The organism is Microvirga sesbaniae (genome assembly GCF_025460805.1).
Taxonomy (GTDB): Bacteria; Pseudomonadota; Alphaproteobacteria; order Rhizobiales; family Beijerinckiaceae; genus Microvirga; species Microvirga sesbaniae.
In genome coordinates, this window is record NZ_JAMXFJ010000024.1 from 1 (window position 1) to 16,408 (window position 16,408).

14 protein-coding genes are annotated in these 16,408 nt (G+C 64.4%); 11 read left to right on the forward strand and 3 right to left on the reverse strand.

Annotated elements, in window-relative coordinates; translation table 11 throughout:
- The coding region (locus OCW50_RS24060) for an ATP-binding cassette domain-containing protein (protein ID WP_262299261.1) at positions 1-515 on the forward strand (515 nt) is incomplete at its 5' end.
- Between the two features lie 51 nt (positions 516-566).
- Here the strand turns inward: OCW50_RS24060 and OCW50_RS24065 are convergent.
- Complete coding sequence (locus OCW50_RS24065; RefSeq protein WP_262299262.1) at positions 567-1,124, reverse strand: helix-turn-helix domain-containing protein; 558 nt, start codon at positions 1,122-1,124, stop codon at positions 567-569.
- Between the two features lie 161 nt (positions 1,125-1,285).
- Here OCW50_RS24065 and OCW50_RS24070 point away from each other — a divergent pair, with 161 nt between their 5' ends.
- From OCW50_RS24070 to OCW50_RS24085, 4 genes are all read left to right on the forward strand, one after another.
- Entirely contained in the window at positions 1,286-2,227 is a 942-nt protein-coding gene (locus OCW50_RS24070) for an ornithine cyclodeaminase family protein (RefSeq protein WP_262299263.1), read from the forward strand.
- A gap of 34 nt (positions 2,228-2,261) precedes the next feature.
- Positions 2,262-3,395 carry an aminotransferase gene (locus tag OCW50_RS24075; protein WP_262299264.1) on the forward strand — a complete coding sequence of 378 codons (1,134 nt, stop codon included), beginning with the start codon at positions 2,262-2,264 and terminating at the stop codon, positions 3,393-3,395.
- 221 nt (positions 3,396-3,616) lie between these two features.
- A complete protein-coding gene (locus tag OCW50_RS24080; protein WP_262299265.1) occupies positions 3,617-4,969 on the forward strand; it encodes a M20/M25/M40 family metallo-hydrolase in 1,353 nt (450 codons plus the stop codon).
- Positions 4,970-5,002: 33 nt separating this feature from the next.
- The gene (locus OCW50_RS24085) at positions 5,003-5,911 is read left to right on the forward strand and encodes an EamA family transporter (RefSeq protein ID WP_262299266.1); all 909 of its coding nucleotides are present in this window, start codon (positions 5,003-5,005) and stop codon (positions 5,909-5,911) included.
- A 236-nt stretch (positions 5,912-6,147) separates the two neighbouring features.
- Here OCW50_RS24085 and OCW50_RS24090 read toward each other — a convergent pair whose 3' ends face one another.
- Positions 6,148-6,804 (reverse strand): helix-turn-helix transcriptional regulator, encoded by a 657-nt coding sequence (locus tag OCW50_RS24090; protein WP_262299267.1) that lies wholly within the window; start codon positions 6,802-6,804, stop codon positions 6,148-6,150.
- Between the two features lie 238 nt (positions 6,805-7,042).
- Between OCW50_RS24090 and OCW50_RS24095 the strand changes: the two genes are divergently transcribed.
- The 6 genes from OCW50_RS24095 (at position 7,043) to OCW50_RS24120 (ending at position 14,632) form a co-directional block, all read left to right on the forward strand.
- Entirely contained in the window at positions 7,043-7,897 is an 855-nt protein-coding gene (locus OCW50_RS24095) for a lysine/arginine/ornithine ABC transporter substrate-binding protein (protein WP_262299304.1), read from the forward strand.
- A gap of 169 nt (positions 7,898-8,066) precedes the next feature.
- Positions 8,067-9,029, forward strand: coding sequence for a pyridoxal-phosphate dependent enzyme (locus tag OCW50_RS24100; RefSeq protein WP_262299268.1), 963 nt, complete (start codon positions 8,067-8,069; stop codon positions 9,027-9,029).
- A 12-nt stretch (positions 9,030-9,041) separates the two neighbouring features.
- Positions 9,042-10,040 (forward strand): succinylglutamate desuccinylase/aspartoacylase family protein, encoded by a 999-nt coding sequence (locus OCW50_RS24105; protein WP_262299269.1) that lies wholly within the window; start codon positions 9,042-9,044, stop codon positions 10,038-10,040.
- 45 nt (positions 10,041-10,085) lie between these two features.
- Positions 10,086-11,033, forward strand: a complete 948-nt coding sequence (locus tag OCW50_RS24110; protein WP_262299270.1) for a Rossmann-fold NAD(P)-binding domain-containing protein — start codon at positions 10,086-10,088, stop codon at positions 11,031-11,033.
- 1,489 nt (positions 11,034-12,522) lie between these two features.
- Positions 12,523-13,671: a plasmid replication protein RepC gene (repC, locus tag OCW50_RS24115; protein WP_262299271.1), complete on the forward strand. Its 1,149-nt coding sequence runs from the start codon at positions 12,523-12,525 to the stop codon at positions 13,669-13,671.
- Positions 13,672-13,771: 100 nt separating this feature from the next.
- Complete coding sequence (locus tag OCW50_RS24120; RefSeq protein ID WP_262299272.1) at positions 13,772-14,632, forward strand: urea carboxylase-associated family protein; 861 nt, start codon at positions 13,772-13,774, stop codon at positions 14,630-14,632.
- Between the two features lie 63 nt (positions 14,633-14,695).
- Here the strand turns inward: OCW50_RS24120 and OCW50_RS24125 are convergent, their stop codons facing one another.
- Entirely contained in the window at positions 14,696-16,348 is a 1,653-nt protein-coding gene (locus OCW50_RS24125; RefSeq protein WP_262299273.1) for a peptidoglycan L,D-endopeptidase MepK, read from the reverse strand.
- Positions 16,349-16,408 lie beyond the last annotated feature (60 nt).

Genomic DNA, 16,408 nt, shown 5'->3' on the forward strand with positions numbered 1-16,408 from the left:
GGCAGGTGGACCGCATCCGGTCGCGGGTCGCCATGGTGTTCCAGAGCTTCAATCTCTGGTCCCACATGACCATCCTGGAGAACGTCATCGAGGCGCCCGTGCACGTGCAGAAGCGCCCGAAGGCCGAGTGCATCGCCGAGGCCGAAGAGCTGCTGAAGAAGGTCGGCATCGTCGACAAGCGCAACCAGTATCCGTCCCACCTCTCCGGCGGTCAGCAGCAGCGCGCCGCCATCGCCCGCGCGCTCGCCATGCACCCCAAGGTGATGCTGTTCGACGAGCCGACCTCGGCGCTCGATCCGGAGCTGGTGGGCGAGGTCCTGCGCGTCATGCGCTCGCTCGCCGAGGAGGGCCGCACCATGCTGGTCGTCACGCACGAGATGGGCTTCGCCCGCGACGTATCGAACCGGGTGGTGTTCCTGCACAAGGGCGTCGTCGAGGAGAACGGTGCGTCGGCCGAGGTCTTCGGCGCTCCGAAATCCGAGCGCTTCAAGCAGTTCATCTCGAGCCATCGATAGACCGTAGTTGGCTCAAAGGGCGTCAGGGAAGGCGGCCTTCGTGCCTGCGCCTCAGGAGATCACGTTCCTGACGAAGCGAACCCGGACCTGCCCCAGATTCTCATAAGAATAGACCTGGGCCGTACCGTACACTGCGTAGGAGCCCGCCGGATAGTCCTTCGGCTGCCCTGAGAGAGTAAGGCGGAGAACTCCTTCGACCACATAGATCGACTCGTGCCAGCCCTCGGGATCCGGTTCGGCATCGTAGCGCTCGCCCGGCCCCAGGGACCAGAGCCACATCTGCGACTCGACCGAGGCTGGAGCCGAGCACAGCAGGACCGCTGAGCTCTCGGGAGACACACCACGCCAGGTGACCTCGTTGATGTCGGAACGGGACTCGCGCGTCGGGTCGCGGACAAGGTCGGCGAACCCAACACCGATGGCCGCTGCCAGCTTGTCGAGGCCGGACAGGCTGATATTGGCGTCGCCCGACTCGACGGAGACGATCGTGCGTCTGCTGATCCCGGAAGCCTGGGCAAGCGCGGTCTGGCTGAGGCCCACTGACTGGCGCAGGCGTCGCAGGTTCTCGGAGACATGTTCCAGGACAGTGCTGGGGGCTGGATTGTGCAATATTCTGCTCACTGTGCTTGACTGCGCAATATCTTGCGCATAGGGTCCGGTCAAATCAAGCAGGATTCCGGTTCAACGGCTCGGTGCGCGCGTCGCACTGGCGAGCGCGATCGAGAAGGCTTGCCCGACGCTCCGCACGGACGGTCGGCTGGAGAATGAGAATGCTGACACCTGTTACCTTCGACGAGGGTGCGATCGAGCGGGTTCTGCCTGATATCGATATCCGTGGCGCACTCGAGAACATGTTCCGTGCCCTGGCCGACGGCAAGGCCACCCAACCTCCGCAGACCCTGAGCCTGTTCCCGAACGGTGCCGGTGATTTCATCACCTATCTCGGCGTCCTGGCAGATGAGAAGGTCTTCGGCGCCAAGCTGTCTCCTTACATCCCCGGCGATGGGACTGCCCTCGTAACGGCCTGGACGCTGCTCATGTCGATGGAAACCGGGCAGCCATTGCTGCTGTGCGATTCCAAGCGGTTGACCACTGAGCGCACGGCGGCGACCACAGTGATCGCGGCCGACCTCCTGGCCCGAGACGATGCGAGGGTGCTGACGATCATCGGAACGGGCGCTGTCGGCCTGGCGCACCTGCGCTATGCCCAGACGATCCGCCCGTGGACCGAGGTGCGTCTGTGCTCGCCTCATATCCATGACAAGAGTGACCTGCCGACGTCGCTCTGCACCGGCTGTCCTGTCAGGCACTTCACGGATGCCGATGCCGCTTCCGCAGGTGCCGACGTGATCATGCTCTGCACCTCCTCGGGCACGCCGGTCATTGGAACGAATGATCTTGCCAGGGACGTCCTGATCACCTCGATCAGCACCAATGTCGCCCATGCTCACGAGGTGGATCCCGCTGCCTTGTCCGGCTTCGATGTCTACTGCGATTACCGTGCGACCACCCCGGCCTCGGCCGGCGAGATGAACCTCGCCATCGCCGCGGGGACGTGGAATGCCGACCGCCTGCTCGGCGACCTCCCGGAACTGCTGGCCGGCCGCGCGCCGAGGCCGAGCCGCGAGAGACCCGCTTTCTTCCGCTCGATCGGTCTCGGCCTGGAGGACATCGCCGCCGCCGTTGCCCTGCTCACCGTCGCCCGGGCCTGAGCCCTTAACCTCGAACCCAAAAAGGAATTGTCCGATGAAGATCCGTCATTTCGGCGTCGAGATCTGGATGAACCGCTACGAGACCAAGTGCGAGTGGAACCTTGCCGAAACCTGCGTCGAGTCCCTGACCGTCGCGGAACTCCTTGAGATGGCGGGCAAGACCAACACGATCCTCTCGGAGTTGCTGCCGCTCAAGCTGACCTATGGTGCGATCGAGGGCAGCGAGAGGCTGCGTGGACTGGTCGCGGGCCTGTACGCCCAACAGGCGATCGAGAACGTCACGATCACCCATGGTGCCATCGGTGCGAACGCGCTCGTGCATGAAACCCTCGTCGAGCCGGGCGACCGGGTCGTCTCCGTGGTACCGACCTACCAGCAGCACTATTCGATCCCCGAGAGCTACGGTGCCGACCTCCAGATCCTGAAGCTGTCCGAAGAGACGAACTTCCTCCCCGACCTGGATAAGCTGAAGCAGTTGGCGACTCCTGGCACGAAGCTCATCGCCATGACGAACCCGAACAATCCGACCGGCTCCCTGATGGATCGGGCCTACCTGGAAAAGGTCGTCGAGATCGCGCGCGCCTGCGGAGCCTGGCTCCTGTGCGATGAGGTTTACCGGGGCACCGATCAGGATGGGGAGGGTATGACGGCCTCGATCGCCGATCTCTACGAGAAGGGCATCAGCACAGGCAGCATGTCGAAGAGCTACTCCCTGGCAGGACTGCGCCTCGGCTGGATCGTGGCGCCCGCAGAGTTGATCCATGCCATCTCGATCCACCGCGATTACAACACCATCAGCGTCGGCATGCTGGATGATCATTTCGCGGCAATCGCCCTGGAGAACCGCGACAAGGTCCTCGCCCGCAGCAAGGACATCACCCGGACCAATCTCGCGATCCTGTCCGATTGGGTCGATGGCGAGCCGCTGATCTCCTGGGTCAAGCCCAAGTCGGGCACGATTGCGCTGCTCAAGTACGACCTGCCGATCTCCTCGGAGGAATTCTGCGTCAGGCTGCTGGAGAAAACGGGCGTGATGCTCACCCCGGGCAGCGCGATGGACATGGAGGGCTACCTGCGCATCGGGTACGCCAACAACGAGCACATCCTGCGTGAGGGCCTGAAGCGTCTCTCGCAGTTCCTGGCAGCGGAGCAAGCGGCAGCCGCCTGAGCCATGGTTAGACATCCTGCCGCCTCAAAATTCGAGGGGAAGTCCATGAACTCGTTCAAGCGTCTTGCCCTGGCCGCTCCCGGCCTGGCAATTCGGAAAAGTGGTTCAAGGTCGACCTGACGCCGCAGGGATGAACTCGGTCGACGCAGGGGCGGGGGACTTTCATGATGTGAGCGCCTCGCTCAAGAATCGGGGCCAGATCGATCGGGGAACTTGAAGCGATGACTCTTGACGAACACGTGGCGCGCGGTCGGGACGACCTTCGGCGCCTTGTCGCCATTCCCTCGGTCAGTGCCCGGGGCGAGGGGCTTGGGGAATGCGCCGAGACCGTCCGTGGCCTCCTCGAAGAGGCGGGGTTCCGGACGGAGGTTCATCCAGGCGAGATCGGCCCGTTCGTGATCGGCGAGATCGGCAGCGGACCCGTCGTCCTGATGGTCTACAACCACTACGACGTTCAGCCCGAGGATCCGGTGGCGTTGTGGGAGAGCCCTCCCTTCGAGCTCAGCGAGCGCGATGGTCGATGGTTCGGACGCGGCGTTGCCGACGACAAGGGCGAGTTCGCAAGCCGCCTGGCCGGCTGGCGGTTGTTCCGCGAACGCCAGCCGGGACCATTGCCCTTCAGACTGATCTGGGTCGTCGATGGCGAGGAGGAGATCGGGAGCCCTTCGCTCGAGGTCTTCCTCAAGCATCGCTTCGACGGGCAACGGGTCGATGCCTGCTGGTGGGAATACGGCGAGATCGACTCGGCAGGGCGGCCGATCATCCTGTGCGGGTTTAAGGGCGTGCTCGGATTGGAATTGAGGTGCCGGACCGCTCGTGCCGATCTTCACTCGAGTCTCGGAGCCGTCTTCGACAATCCCCTATGGCGGCTCGCCGCTGCAACGGCATCGATGCGGGATGCCGCTGGCCGGATCCTGATCGACGGGTTCTACACGTCGGTGCGCGCACCAAGGCCCGGCGAAATGGCCATGGCAGCAGACCCGCCGTTCACGTTCGAGAGCCTGATTGCGGCGACCGGTGGGCAGCGCCCACTGGAGGGCGTGGACGCCACGACATTCTTCCGTGCCATGAACTTCGAGCCCTGCTTCAACGTGAACGGTTTCGGAGGTGGCTACGAGGGTGAGGGAATGAAGACGGTCGTTCCGGCGGAGGGCTTCGTGAAGCTCGATTTCCGCCTGGTGCCGGATCAGGATCCCAAGCTGATCGTCCCACTGGTCCGGGCCCATCTCGATCGGAAAGGGTTTCAGGACATCGAGATCGTCGTCCATGACGATGTGGTGAAACCCGTTCGGTCTGCTCCGGATCATTGGCTCGTTGGGGAGGCCAGGACGCTCCTGGAAAGGCACTTCCGGCAACCTGTCATCGTCCAGCCGAGCTCTCCGGCCTCCGGGACCGCTCACCCGTTCGTGGAGCAGCTTGGAGCGGCCGTTATCGGCATCGGCCTGACTCATCACGGAGCCATGATGCACTCGCCCAACGAGAATATCGTCCGGGAGCATTTCGGTACGATGGTGTCGTTTTCTGCCGACTTCTTCGAGGCGATGGGACGGAAGGCGGCGGCGGCGTCTGAATGATCGTCAGCCGACATCCTAAGGCAGGGAAGCAACATGGCGTTACACTCTTCGCTTCAGGCACCTGTCGCGCCCAAGCTCGCCCCGCCTGCCTCTGCGCTCCTTGCCATGGCGTCCATCACGACCGGTGCCTCCTTCGCGAAGGGATTGTTCCCGGTTCTGGGCCCCGCGGGCACGGCCGCCGTGAGATTGGGACTTGCGGCATTGATCCTTGCCGGTCTCCTGCGTGTCTGGCGGGTCAGGCCGACCTTACGGTCTTTGGGATCCGGCGCCGTTTACGGATCGATGATCGCGGGCATGAACCTCCTGTTCTACATGGCCATCGCACGCATACCCTTGGGCGTCGCCATCGCGATCGAATTCATGGGACCGCTCGCCGTCGCGATCTTCGCCTCCCGACACAGGATGCATCTCATATGGGCTGCCTTGGCGTTGGCAGGTTTGTTGATGATCCTGCCGATACGGGCATCCGAGGGCAGCCTTGATCCTGTCGGTGTCCTGTACGCACTCGGCGCCGGGGCATGCTGGGCCGGCTACATCCTGGCGGGCCGACTGGCCGGAGCCGACCACGGGATCCAGGCTCCAGCGGTCGGGATGATCTTCGCAACAATCATCGTCCTCCCAGTCGGCATCGCCGATGCAGGATCGAACCTGTTGGGCCATGGAATCCTCGGCCCGGCAATGGCAATTGCAGTCCTCTCAAGTGCCTTGCCGTACACCCTGGAGATGTTTGCTCTCACGCGCATGTCGGCTCGGAGCTTCGGCATCCTCATGAGCTGCGAGCCGGCCATGGGAGCGCTCGTCGGGTTGATGCTTTTGGGAGAGCGCTTGTCCTTCATGACGTGCGTCGGAACAGGATTGGTGATCCTAGCGCATCGGACGGAAAAGTGGACCCGGTTTTCCGTCTCATCCGATGCGCCGGTCAAGAGAAGGAGCCTCGGATGACTCCCAAAAGTGGTGTCCACTTTTGGGTCCGAGGCTCTGACTTCATTCGGTACGCTCTCGGGCGAGCGGTCAGCATAGGTCTCGAGGTCTGAACATTCCTCGATCAATGTCAGTCATGCGTTCGCGCGCCGAAATCCGAGCGCTTCGGGCAATTCATCTCAAGCCATCGAACGGGTGTCATTCTCCTGGGTTCCCATTAGGCGCTCCAGTGATTCACTCAAGTAGAAATCAAGCCATCATTCAGCGTCCGTCCTGCCATTCCCGCCTTGCTTGAGATAGTTGTAGACGGTCGCGCGGCCCACTCCGAGAACCCTCGAGATGTAGGACGCCATGTTGCGTCCACCGAATGCTCCATCCCCGGCAAGGTCTGTGATGAGCTGCTGTTTCTCGCGCCGGCCCAATTCGGCAACGGACAGTCCGCGTTCCCGGGTCCAGGACTGGATGTATTCGTTGACCCGCTCATGCCAGTCATCCCTGAACAGCGACGCCGGCCTCTCCTGAGCCTGGGGCACCGAGACGAGGGCCTCCAAGGTGCTGATGGCGGTGTGGAAATGAGAGACATCCACGTTGATGCATAGAATGCCGATGGCCTTCTCGCCGGCCCGGATCACGGCGCTAACCGACTTGATGCGCCGGCCGTCCCAATTCACCTTCTCATAGGGTCCGATGATCCTGTCAGAGGGCTTGAAGTCGATCTCATGAATGAGCGACGGCTCGCCGAGTTCCCGCTTGGAGAAGGTGTTGGTCAGGTGCACGACCGTCTCGGTGGCGAGGTCGTGGAGAACGACCTCGGCATAGGGCTGCAACAGCAGCGCGATCGCATCGCAGATATGGGTATAAGCCGCGAGTTCCGGGACCAGTCCGGACTTGGCCGTTTGCCTGGCTTTTCTCATCTCGGCAGTCCGTCGCGCGTGGGGTGGAACATGCTGTCTCGCCTGGGCACGGGGTGCTTGGGGATCGTCCAAGACTGTCTCATGCCTGAAAGTGCAGGCAAGTGGCAACGCTCGAGGGGACAGGGCATGGATCGACCAGGAAAATATATGGACGGCAAAGTCTAAATTGGACTTGACTGTTCAACATGACGACTGCCATGTTGTCAACAATCAATCCTCCAACAAGGGAACACTGATGATGAAGAAGCTCGGTCGCCTGGCCCTGGCAGCCGTCGGCATGGCGCTGGCTCCGGCCCTCGCTCATGCTCAAGTCGGAAAGGTCACAAGCCTCAAGATCGCGACGGAGGGCGCCTATGTCCCCTGGAACTTCACGGGCCCGGGCGGCAAGCTCGAAGGCTTCGAGATCGACCTCGCCAACGACCTGTGCGCCCGCATGAAGGTCACCTGCGAGATCGTCGCCCAGGACTGGGACGGCATCATCCCGGCGCTGACCGCCAAGAAGTACGACGCCATCATGGCCGGCATGAGCATCACCGACAAGCGCCTGGAGACCATCGATTTCACCCGACCCTATGCTCAGGTGAGCAACGGAATCGTCGTCGCGAAGAACTCTGCGGAAGCGAAGGCGCTTGGTCCTGTTGCGCAGTTCAGCCTCGCCTCCCAGCCGGCCGAATCCGAAGCGGCTGTGGTCAAGATTCGCGAGGCCCTCAAGGGCAAGACGCTCGGTGTCCAGACCTCTTCGTCTCACTCAAACTTCACCGACAAATACCTTAAAGGGGCCGTCGAGATCCGCGAGTACAAGACGACGGAGCAGTACGATCTCGATCTCGCGGCCGGACGCATCGATGCAGTGATTGGTGACAAGACGGCCCTTCAGGGCACCCTGGACAAGCCGGAATTCAAGGATTTCGCAGTTGCGGGACCGGGCTTCTCCGGCGGTATCCTGGGTCGCGGCGTAGGAGTGGGCCTGCGTAAAGACAGCCAAGAGCTCAAGGCCATGTTCGATACCGCCATCGCCGCGGCCATTGCCGATGGCACCGTCAAGAAGCTGGCCGAGAAGTGGTTCAAGGTTGACGTGACGCCACAGGGCTGATGAGAGGTCGCGGCGGTTGCTCTTCGGAATGTCCTAAGAGCAACCGCCGCTATGAACCGTGCGTGATGCGCCGCCGCCCGACGAAGCCGTGATCCTGGTCGTTGCGCGAGCCTGCACTTCCGGGTTCCAGACCCTACCCCGATACCTTGACCGAAGCCGAGACCCGATGATGAACACTAGCGTCCTTGAATCAGCCGCCCGCTCCGTCCAGGCGCGGCGTCGCATCCGCAGCTACGTCTACGAGACGCCGCTGCTGCCTTCGCGCCAGATCGGCCGCGACACCAATTCCTCCGTCTCCTTCAAGGCGGAGAACTTCCAGCTCACCGGATCCTTCAAGATCCGTGGCGCGGCGAGCAAGATGACCGCACTCGGCCTCGACCAGGGCGTCATCACGGCATCCTCGGGCAATCATGGCATCGGGGCTGCGCAGGCCGCGAGCCTGATCGGCCAGAAGCTGACGGTTGTCCTTCCCGAAACCGTGTCGCCCGCGAAGCTCGCCAAGATCCGCTCCTTTGGCGTGGACGTGATCCTGCACGGGGCGGAGACCGGGTTGGCAGAGCAGCACGCGCAGAAGGAGTCCCAGAGTCGGAACCTCGTCTACGTCTCCCCGTACAACGACCCCGAGATCATTGCAGGGCAGGGCACGATCGCCCTGGAGATGCTGGAGCAGGCCGACCGGATTGACAACGTCTTCGTCGCCATGGGCGGAGGCGGGCTGATCAGTGGGATCGGTTCGGTCCTGAAGTGCTTCAGCCCGAACACGCGCGTGTTCGGTGTTTCCGCGCGGAATTCGGCCGCGTTGGCAGCCTCGATCGTGGCTGGCCGCGTCGTGGAGACGGAGCATCTCGATACCCTTGCGGACGCTGTCGCAGGTGGGGTCGACGATGACAGCATGACCTTGCCGCTGTCGAGCGCCGTCATCGACGAGGTCCTGACATGCACGGAGGCGGAGATCGCCGCCGCGCTTAAGGACATGGCGGTCAAGGAGAACCAGCTCGTCGAAGGAGCAGCAGCCCTTGCTCTCGCAGGCTTCTATCAGGTGGCGAAGCGCTGTGAGGGGCAGAACAACGTCGTGGTGCTCTGCGGGGCCAATTTCGACCATGACCGGATCATGGCCGTCGTGAACGGTTGAGGGCAAGACCCCATGGCAAGTCTCGAGATCGATTGGAACAGGCATGGCCGGCAGGCCTCCTACATCCAAGTGCCGAGCTCCACGAACCAGAGCGCATGGCAGAACCTGCGAATACCCGTGTTCGTCATCCGCAATGGCGTGGGCCCAACGACGCTGCTTCTCGGGGGCAGCCATGGCGACGAATACGAGGGACCGGTCGCCCTCTCGAAGTTCGCGCATTCGGTCGACCCGGACGGGATCAAGGGCACCCTCATCATCGTGCCGGCGATCAACCTGCCGGCCGTCCTGGCAGGGGCACGCCTGTCGCCGCTCGATGGCCTCAATCTCAACAGGGAGTTCCCCGGCAACGTGCGCGGGTCGGCGACCCAGCGCATCGCGCATTTCATCACCACGGAACTGGTGCCCAGGGCCGACAACGTCTTCGACATCCATTCGGGTGGCCGCTCCCTGCGCTTCGAGCTCTGCACATTCATCCATGAGCAGCCCGACCCCGAGCGGACCCGCAGTTTCCTGGCGGCCGCCGAGTCCTTCGGAGCCCCGCTGATCGTCGTGATCCGGGAGCCGCATGCGAGCGTAATGCTGGACGATGTCGTGGAGAGCTCGGGCAAGCTCATGCTCTCCAGCGAACTCGGCGGGAGCGGCATCATCACGGCCGAGACGGCACGCGTGAGCTACGAGGGGCTGTTAGGGGTCCTGCGTCATCTGGGTCACCTTGCCCCATCCGATCAGGACGGCGTCGAAGACCGCAAGAACTCGCGCCGCGTCTCGGTGCCGGGTTCGGATTACTATATCCATGCGGACGACGCCGCCTTGTTCGAACCTGTCCTGGACCTCGGCGCGCCGGTCGAGAAAGGGACAGTCATCGGCTACCTGCACTACGTGGACCGGGTGGAAAGGGCACCTACACCAGTGCTCTCGCCCCAGTCGGGCGTCCTGCTCTGCCTGCACGGGCAGGGTGTCGTTCACCGCAACGATACCCTGGTCGTCGTCGCCAGGGACTATACGCCGTAACGCCGCCTTGTACCCATCATCTGTTTCAAACCCGGAACTGAGACCTTGACCGCCATTACATTCCTCAATCCAGACGAGATCGAACAGCGCGTCGGAAACCTCGATGTCGTCGCCCTGATGGAGCAGGCATTCGCTGCCTTCTCCAAGGGAGAGGCCGTCATGCCCATGCCGGGCGAGCTTCTGATCGAGGATCCGCCGGGCGAGGTCCATCTCAAGTACGGGTACTTCAAGTCCGGTGATACCTACGTCATCAAGATCGCCTCGGGCTTCTGGAACAACCCCGCCAAGGGGCTGAGCAGCAGCGACGGGCTTCTCCTCGTCTTCAGGAAAGAGACGGGCGAGCTTGCTGCCGTTCTCAACGATCGCGGTCGCCTGACCGATTTACGGACTGCGGCCGCCGGGGCCGTGGCCGCCAAGCATCTGGCCTCGGCGGATGTGGACACGGTCGGGGTCATCGGGAATGGAATCCAAGCCGAGTTGCAGGTTCTGGCCCTTCAAGCCGTCCGTCCCTGCAAGAACATCGTGGTTTGGGGACGGAATCCCGAGCGCACGGCTGCCTACACCAGGCGCATGGAAGAGAACGGCTTTACGGTCCAAATCGCGCCATCGGCCTCCGACGTCGCTGCCCGCAGCCGCCTGATCGTTACCGCGACCGCAAGTCCGTCGCCATTGCTGCAATGGTCCGACATTCGGCCTGGTACCCACATCACTGCGATCGGGGCGGACAGCGCAGACAAGCAGGAACTGTCCGAGGCGATCATTCGCAATGCCGACGTCGTCGCGACGGACAGCCGGAGCCAGGCCATAACGCGCGGCGAGATCTTGCGTGCCTATGGAGACGACTCAGCCGCCCTGTCCAGGGTAGCCGAGATTGGTGAGATCGTTTCGGGGACTGCTGAGGGACGGACGAGCGAGACTCAGGTCACGGTCGCGACATTGTCAGGCCTTGCCGTCCAAGACATCGCCATGGCCTCAGCAGTGCTGGCAGGGTAGTCGGTATCCCATGTTCGAGGTCCGGCCCGGCAATCGATTGCCGGGCCCATGGCTTCTCCGTGGTTGCCTGCATGGTCATCGTCAGTTCGACGTCCTAAAGCATCGGACGTGAAAAGTGGACTTGCCCTTTTGGGATCCATCCGATGCTTTCTTCTTGAATGAGAGCATCGGTCAGAACGGACCCGGCGGGCCGCGCCAGCGAAAACCGGATCCACTTTTCGCTGGCGCGGCCCTTCGGGTCACTGGCGTGGCCCTCTGGGTCCGTCCGATGCTCTAGTCATCACCCTCCTCTCGCCGGCCATCCCGATGCGGTGAAGCGCCGTGCCTCAAGCAATCGGGATCACCGGGACAAGCCCGGTGATGACGCGGCGGGGGTGTGAGCGCGTGATGACAGCCTCCCCACGTCATGGCCGGCCTTGTGCCGGCCATCCCGATGCGGAAAAGCGCCGCGGCTCAAACAATCGAGATCACCGGGACGAGCCCGGTGATGACGTGGAGAAGGTGGTCAGGACCGGTGATGACGACCGGGTGACCATCCGGCCGAGCCGAGACAGGGTCCCGAACCGTGCGCCGCTTCAAGATGTTCGCCTCGGATCCGGTGCTCGAGGGGGGCCGCCTGAGAGCTGATCTCTCCTCCCGCCGCGCCCGGAGCGCGAGCGGACGAATGATCCCGCTGGCAAGGTCATCATGCCGGTCGGCGGCTGGCAGTTCCGTCGCCGCAGCCACGGGACCGCATCGCTCAAGATCCGCAAGTCTGAATCCGCAAGCCTGAATCGATCCCGGATCCGCATGCGATTCGCGGCTGAATTCTTCCGGGCGAGATCCGTGTTGCTGTGTCGATCGGGGTTCCGTCTGTAACAGAAGGTGCGCTCTCGCCAGTATGACTCGGCGAATGCTGGCTTCGCTGCAGTAAAAGCGGCATCCCACGTGAATCGAGCCGATGTCAATTCGTCAATGTCAGCTTTGGCTTGACTCGCCGGTTCTCCCCTGACGAATCGCCAATCCCCGGTTTCTTCAACAATTGTGTGGTCAGCCTTAACCAATTCTTACGGATCGACTCCACCCGCACGGCCGAATCGGACATCTCTGACGGCGTTACGAGACAATGGAGTTTGCACCGACGGCGCCCCGCGCGCCGCGGTCGTCAGCGCTTCCGAGAGGCCCCTCACGCGGCGGTCCTCCGGGAGGCTGATGCGCTTGGCATCCGGGATTCCCCATGTGGGTTCGACATCCACGCGAGGGGCTCAGATCGGCCGGCGCGCATTCCTCTGCGGTCCCGCAACGCTCTTCGAGCAGGAGATGACAGACGTGAACTGAGGCTAGGCAAAGCAAAAGGCCCACGAAGCGGGAACTTCGAGGGCCTTTGGAGTCACCGAGGGACGGCGACGGATTCGTTTGGCGACAATCCTTATGCCTCCCGACAAGCTGAGTGTCAACGACATCGGTTCCGGTGAACGCTCCCGCTTTGCCCTCACATGGGAGGGATGCGATGCAGCTTGCATCGTCTGGAGGCCGGCGGCTGAGACACGCTGCTTTGGCCGCGAGGAAGTTCGCGCTCGAAACCGGGCGCACTGTGACACGAAAGGAACTCTCGGCCTCGGCGCGCGAGGCCGAGAAGGCGCTCGGCCTGAGCGCGCCGCAGCGTCTGGTGTTGAGCCAGCTGGTGGCGTGCTGGGGCGAGCTCGAGATGGACCGGCTGCTGGTCTGGCCGTCCAATCAGCGTCTGATCTCCACGACGGGGCTGTCGGAGCGGGCGGTGCGCAACGCCGTTCGGGCCCTGATCGAATGCCAAGTGGTGATCCCCAAGGATTCAGCCAACGGCAAGCGCTACGCCGTGCGGGATGCCGCCGGCACGGTGGTGGACGCCTTCGGGTTCGATCTCACGCCCCTCTACGCCCGCCGTGGCGAGTGGATGGCGATCCTGTCCGACCAGAGGCGCCGGAAGGAGAGCCTGAAGCGCTCCTTCGACGAGATCACCATCTGCCGCCGCGCCGCCGAGGAGGCCCTGAGCGCGCTGGCCCAGTATCACCCCGGTGTTGATCGCGGCGGAATCGAGAGCGGCCTTTCCCTCCTGAAGGCCCGCACGCCCAGGCGCTCGGGGACGGCTCTTCCGGAGGGCCTGCTCGATGCGTGGAAAGACATCCGGCAACGTGCCGAGGATGCCTTCTACCAGGCGGGCTGTGGCGGCACGCAATGCCGACAATTAGAAGCAGAGAAAGGATCTCCGAGTGAGACTTGTGACAAGGGCATTCGGGTTGAAGCTCCGCCTGCCGATCCAATCCCGTCTCCGGGGCAGCCGCTGCTGCCGGCCCTGGTCGCCGAGGCCTGTCCGGTGGTGTCCGCGTGCGCTCATCCGATCAGGGATGCGGTCGACGTGGTCGCGGCTGGCCGCTTCCTCCGTGCGTCTCTCGGAGCCCACCCGAGCGCCTGGGACGAGGCCGTCGCGGCGATCGGGGCCGTCCGGGCGGCGACGGCCGTGATCTATGTCCTGCAACTCTACGACGACGACGTGTCGAGCGGCCGGAACCGGATCCGGAATCCGGGCGGCTATTTCCGATCCGTCGTGCGCATGATCGAGGCCGGTCGTCTCGATCTGGAGCCGGAACTGATGAGCTTGAGACGGCGCAGGATGGTCTGAGGGTTTGGAGGGATGGGCTTTGCACGCCCGGGCGCTTCGCGCTCGCCTGTGCCGGTCCTGTTGCCTATAAGGAAGTGACCACGACAAGCTGGAGAAAAGCATGAAGCTCGCCCGGGACCAAGTGTCCGATCCTGCCGACGCGGAGGCGCGCCGGAGCGTTGCCCCCGTCATCTGCTATCCGGTCGAAACCCTGCCGCGGCCCGATCTCGCGGCATACCGGGCGGCGCGTGAGGGCTGGGAGAAGGTGGACGAGGTCGTCGTCCCGCCGCGGGACGCGCGCTGCTTCAGCGTGCCCGCCGGCTGCTTCTTCCGGATCGTCAGTATCGAAGGCGCCCAGGTGGGCGACCTCAATCTCTGGGCGGCGGACGATCTCGACGAGCGCTTCTTCTCCGGCAAGACGCGGGCCCTCAACGGCACGCATGTGTCCACCGGGGACCAGCTCTGGTCGTCCCTGCCGCATCTGAGGCCGATGGCGACGATCACGCACGACACCCTCGACTGGTACGGTTTCGACCAGTATGGCGGTTCCGTGCACGACGTCATCGGCACCCGGTGCGATCCCTACACGCATCGTCTGCTCTCGGGCCAGGACTACCATTACTGCTGCCATTCGAACCTGACCCGCGCGCTCGCCCATCGGCTGGGCCGCCCGAAGAGCGAGGTCGAGCCGGCGGTGCACGACGTGCTCAACGTGTTCATGTGCACCGGCTTCACCCGCGATACGGGGCAGTACTTCATGAAGGCGAGCCCCGTCAGGCCGGGCGACTACCTGGAGTTCTTCGCCGAGATCGACCTGCTCGGCGCGCTCTCCGCCTGCCCGGGCGGCGATTGCAGCGCGGAGCATTCGAGCGACGCGGCGGTCTGCCATCCGCTGCTGGTGGAGGTCTACCGGCCCAAGGCGCCGCCCCGGGGCTGGACCTCGCCGGCGCGCAATGCCTACGGGCGGCAACACGGCGAGTGAACCGGCCGTCATCCGCGTGACGGTCCGGTGAAATGCAAAGGGGCTCCCTGCGGAGCCCCCTTCTTATCGCACCACGTTCAGCGGCTTCACCGCCGGCCCGGTGAAGCGGCCCGTCGCCAGGTCACCCGTGGGCTTGCTCGAGAAGCCCATGTGCAGGCTGGGCTCCGCCGACATGAGGGCGCTCAGCGCCGTCGGCGGCTTCTTCGCACCCGGGGGAGACTTCGCCTCCGGGGCGGCGGCAGGCTTTCCCTTCGCGACCTCTTTCGGGGTCGATCCGGTGACCGGGATATCGACCGGGCCCGCCGCGGCGACCACGATGGGACGCAGGTCGGGACGCGGCGGCGGGAGCGGGACCGCGGCCATCTCCACGGGCCCGCGCGGTTCGGGGGCCTCGGGGATCGGGTTCGTGGCGGCGAGCGAGCCCGGACGGGCCGGCGGGAGCGGGGCAGAGGCCAGCGCGAGGGTTCCGGCGACGGGCTCGAGCCCCGTGTCATCCGCATCGGGCCGCCTCGGCGGCATCGGGGCGAAGGCCATGCCCTTGGGGATGGACATCTCGGATTGCGCGTCCGGTCCCTGCTGCCAGGCGAGGGCCGGACCGGAGGCCGTCTGCACGGTGCTCGGCGCCCCGTTGATCCGGGTCGGCGGGAGGGGCGCGGAGGCCGGCGGGGTCAGGTCCTCACGCAGGGCCGGGGCGATCGCCGCCATGACGGCCGGAGCGGGCGGCTCGGGCCGCGGCTGGATCGCCACGGGGGCGCGGCGGACCGGCTCGGGCGCCTGCGCCGGCTGCAGCGCCGCATAGACCGACGCGTTGGAATCGCTGGCGTAGTAGTTCTGGGCCGGCTGCGGCTGCGGCTGCGGCTGACGGGACGCCATGATGGCGCGGCTGGGCCGCGAGGCGACACGGATCTCCTCCGCATCCTCGTTCTCGTCGTCGTCGAGACCGAACAGGGTGGCCCAGAAGCTCTTGCGGCGCGGCTGGGTGGCGACCGCCTCCTCGGCATCCGCATAGGCCGTGTAGCCGGCCACCGTGCCGCCCTTGGCGAGCACCTCGGCGCGGGCCTCGTCGTAGCCCGGCAGGGGCCGGCCGTCGGACGGGATGTGAACGGTCTTGCCGTCGGGGAAGATGCTCGCGAGCTGGGCGCGGGTCATGCGCGGCCAGGCGCGCACGCTGCCCACGTCGAGATGGACGAAGGGCGTATAGGCGTTGGGATAATAGCCGACACCGCCGTTCTGCAGCCGCATGCCGATGGCGCGCAGGCGCGCGGTCGATACGTCCGGCAGGTAGAAGTCCATGGCCTTGCCCTGCATGTGCTGACTGTTCTTGGCCACGACGCTCGAGCGCCGCCGGAGCATGGAATTGGTCTGCGGCGAGCGGTAGCCGGAGTTCACGTGCACCGGTTCGTTCGACCCGGACTCGCGGTAGACCTCCCACACCGTATCGAACAGGCGCGGGTCCATGCGGGTCGGCTCGTCGCGCCGCCAGTCGCGCAGGAACCAGTTGAGCTGCTGCAGGGCGCCCGAGTCGTACTGGCCGTTGCGCCGGAACGTGACGGTGAGGCTTTCCTTGGTGTTGTTGTTGTAGAGGCTCAGCGTGCGGGTATCGCCGTTGGCGACGGCATCCTGCGTGCCGCGCACCCCGCCCACCATGACGATCAGAATGGCTGCAAGACCGATGCCGGCGCGATACGCCAGAGCATCCGACCCGAAAGTGGACACCCATTTCGGGATCCACCTGACGCTCACTCCTTGGGCCGGCGCATCGTTCTTCGCGGAAAA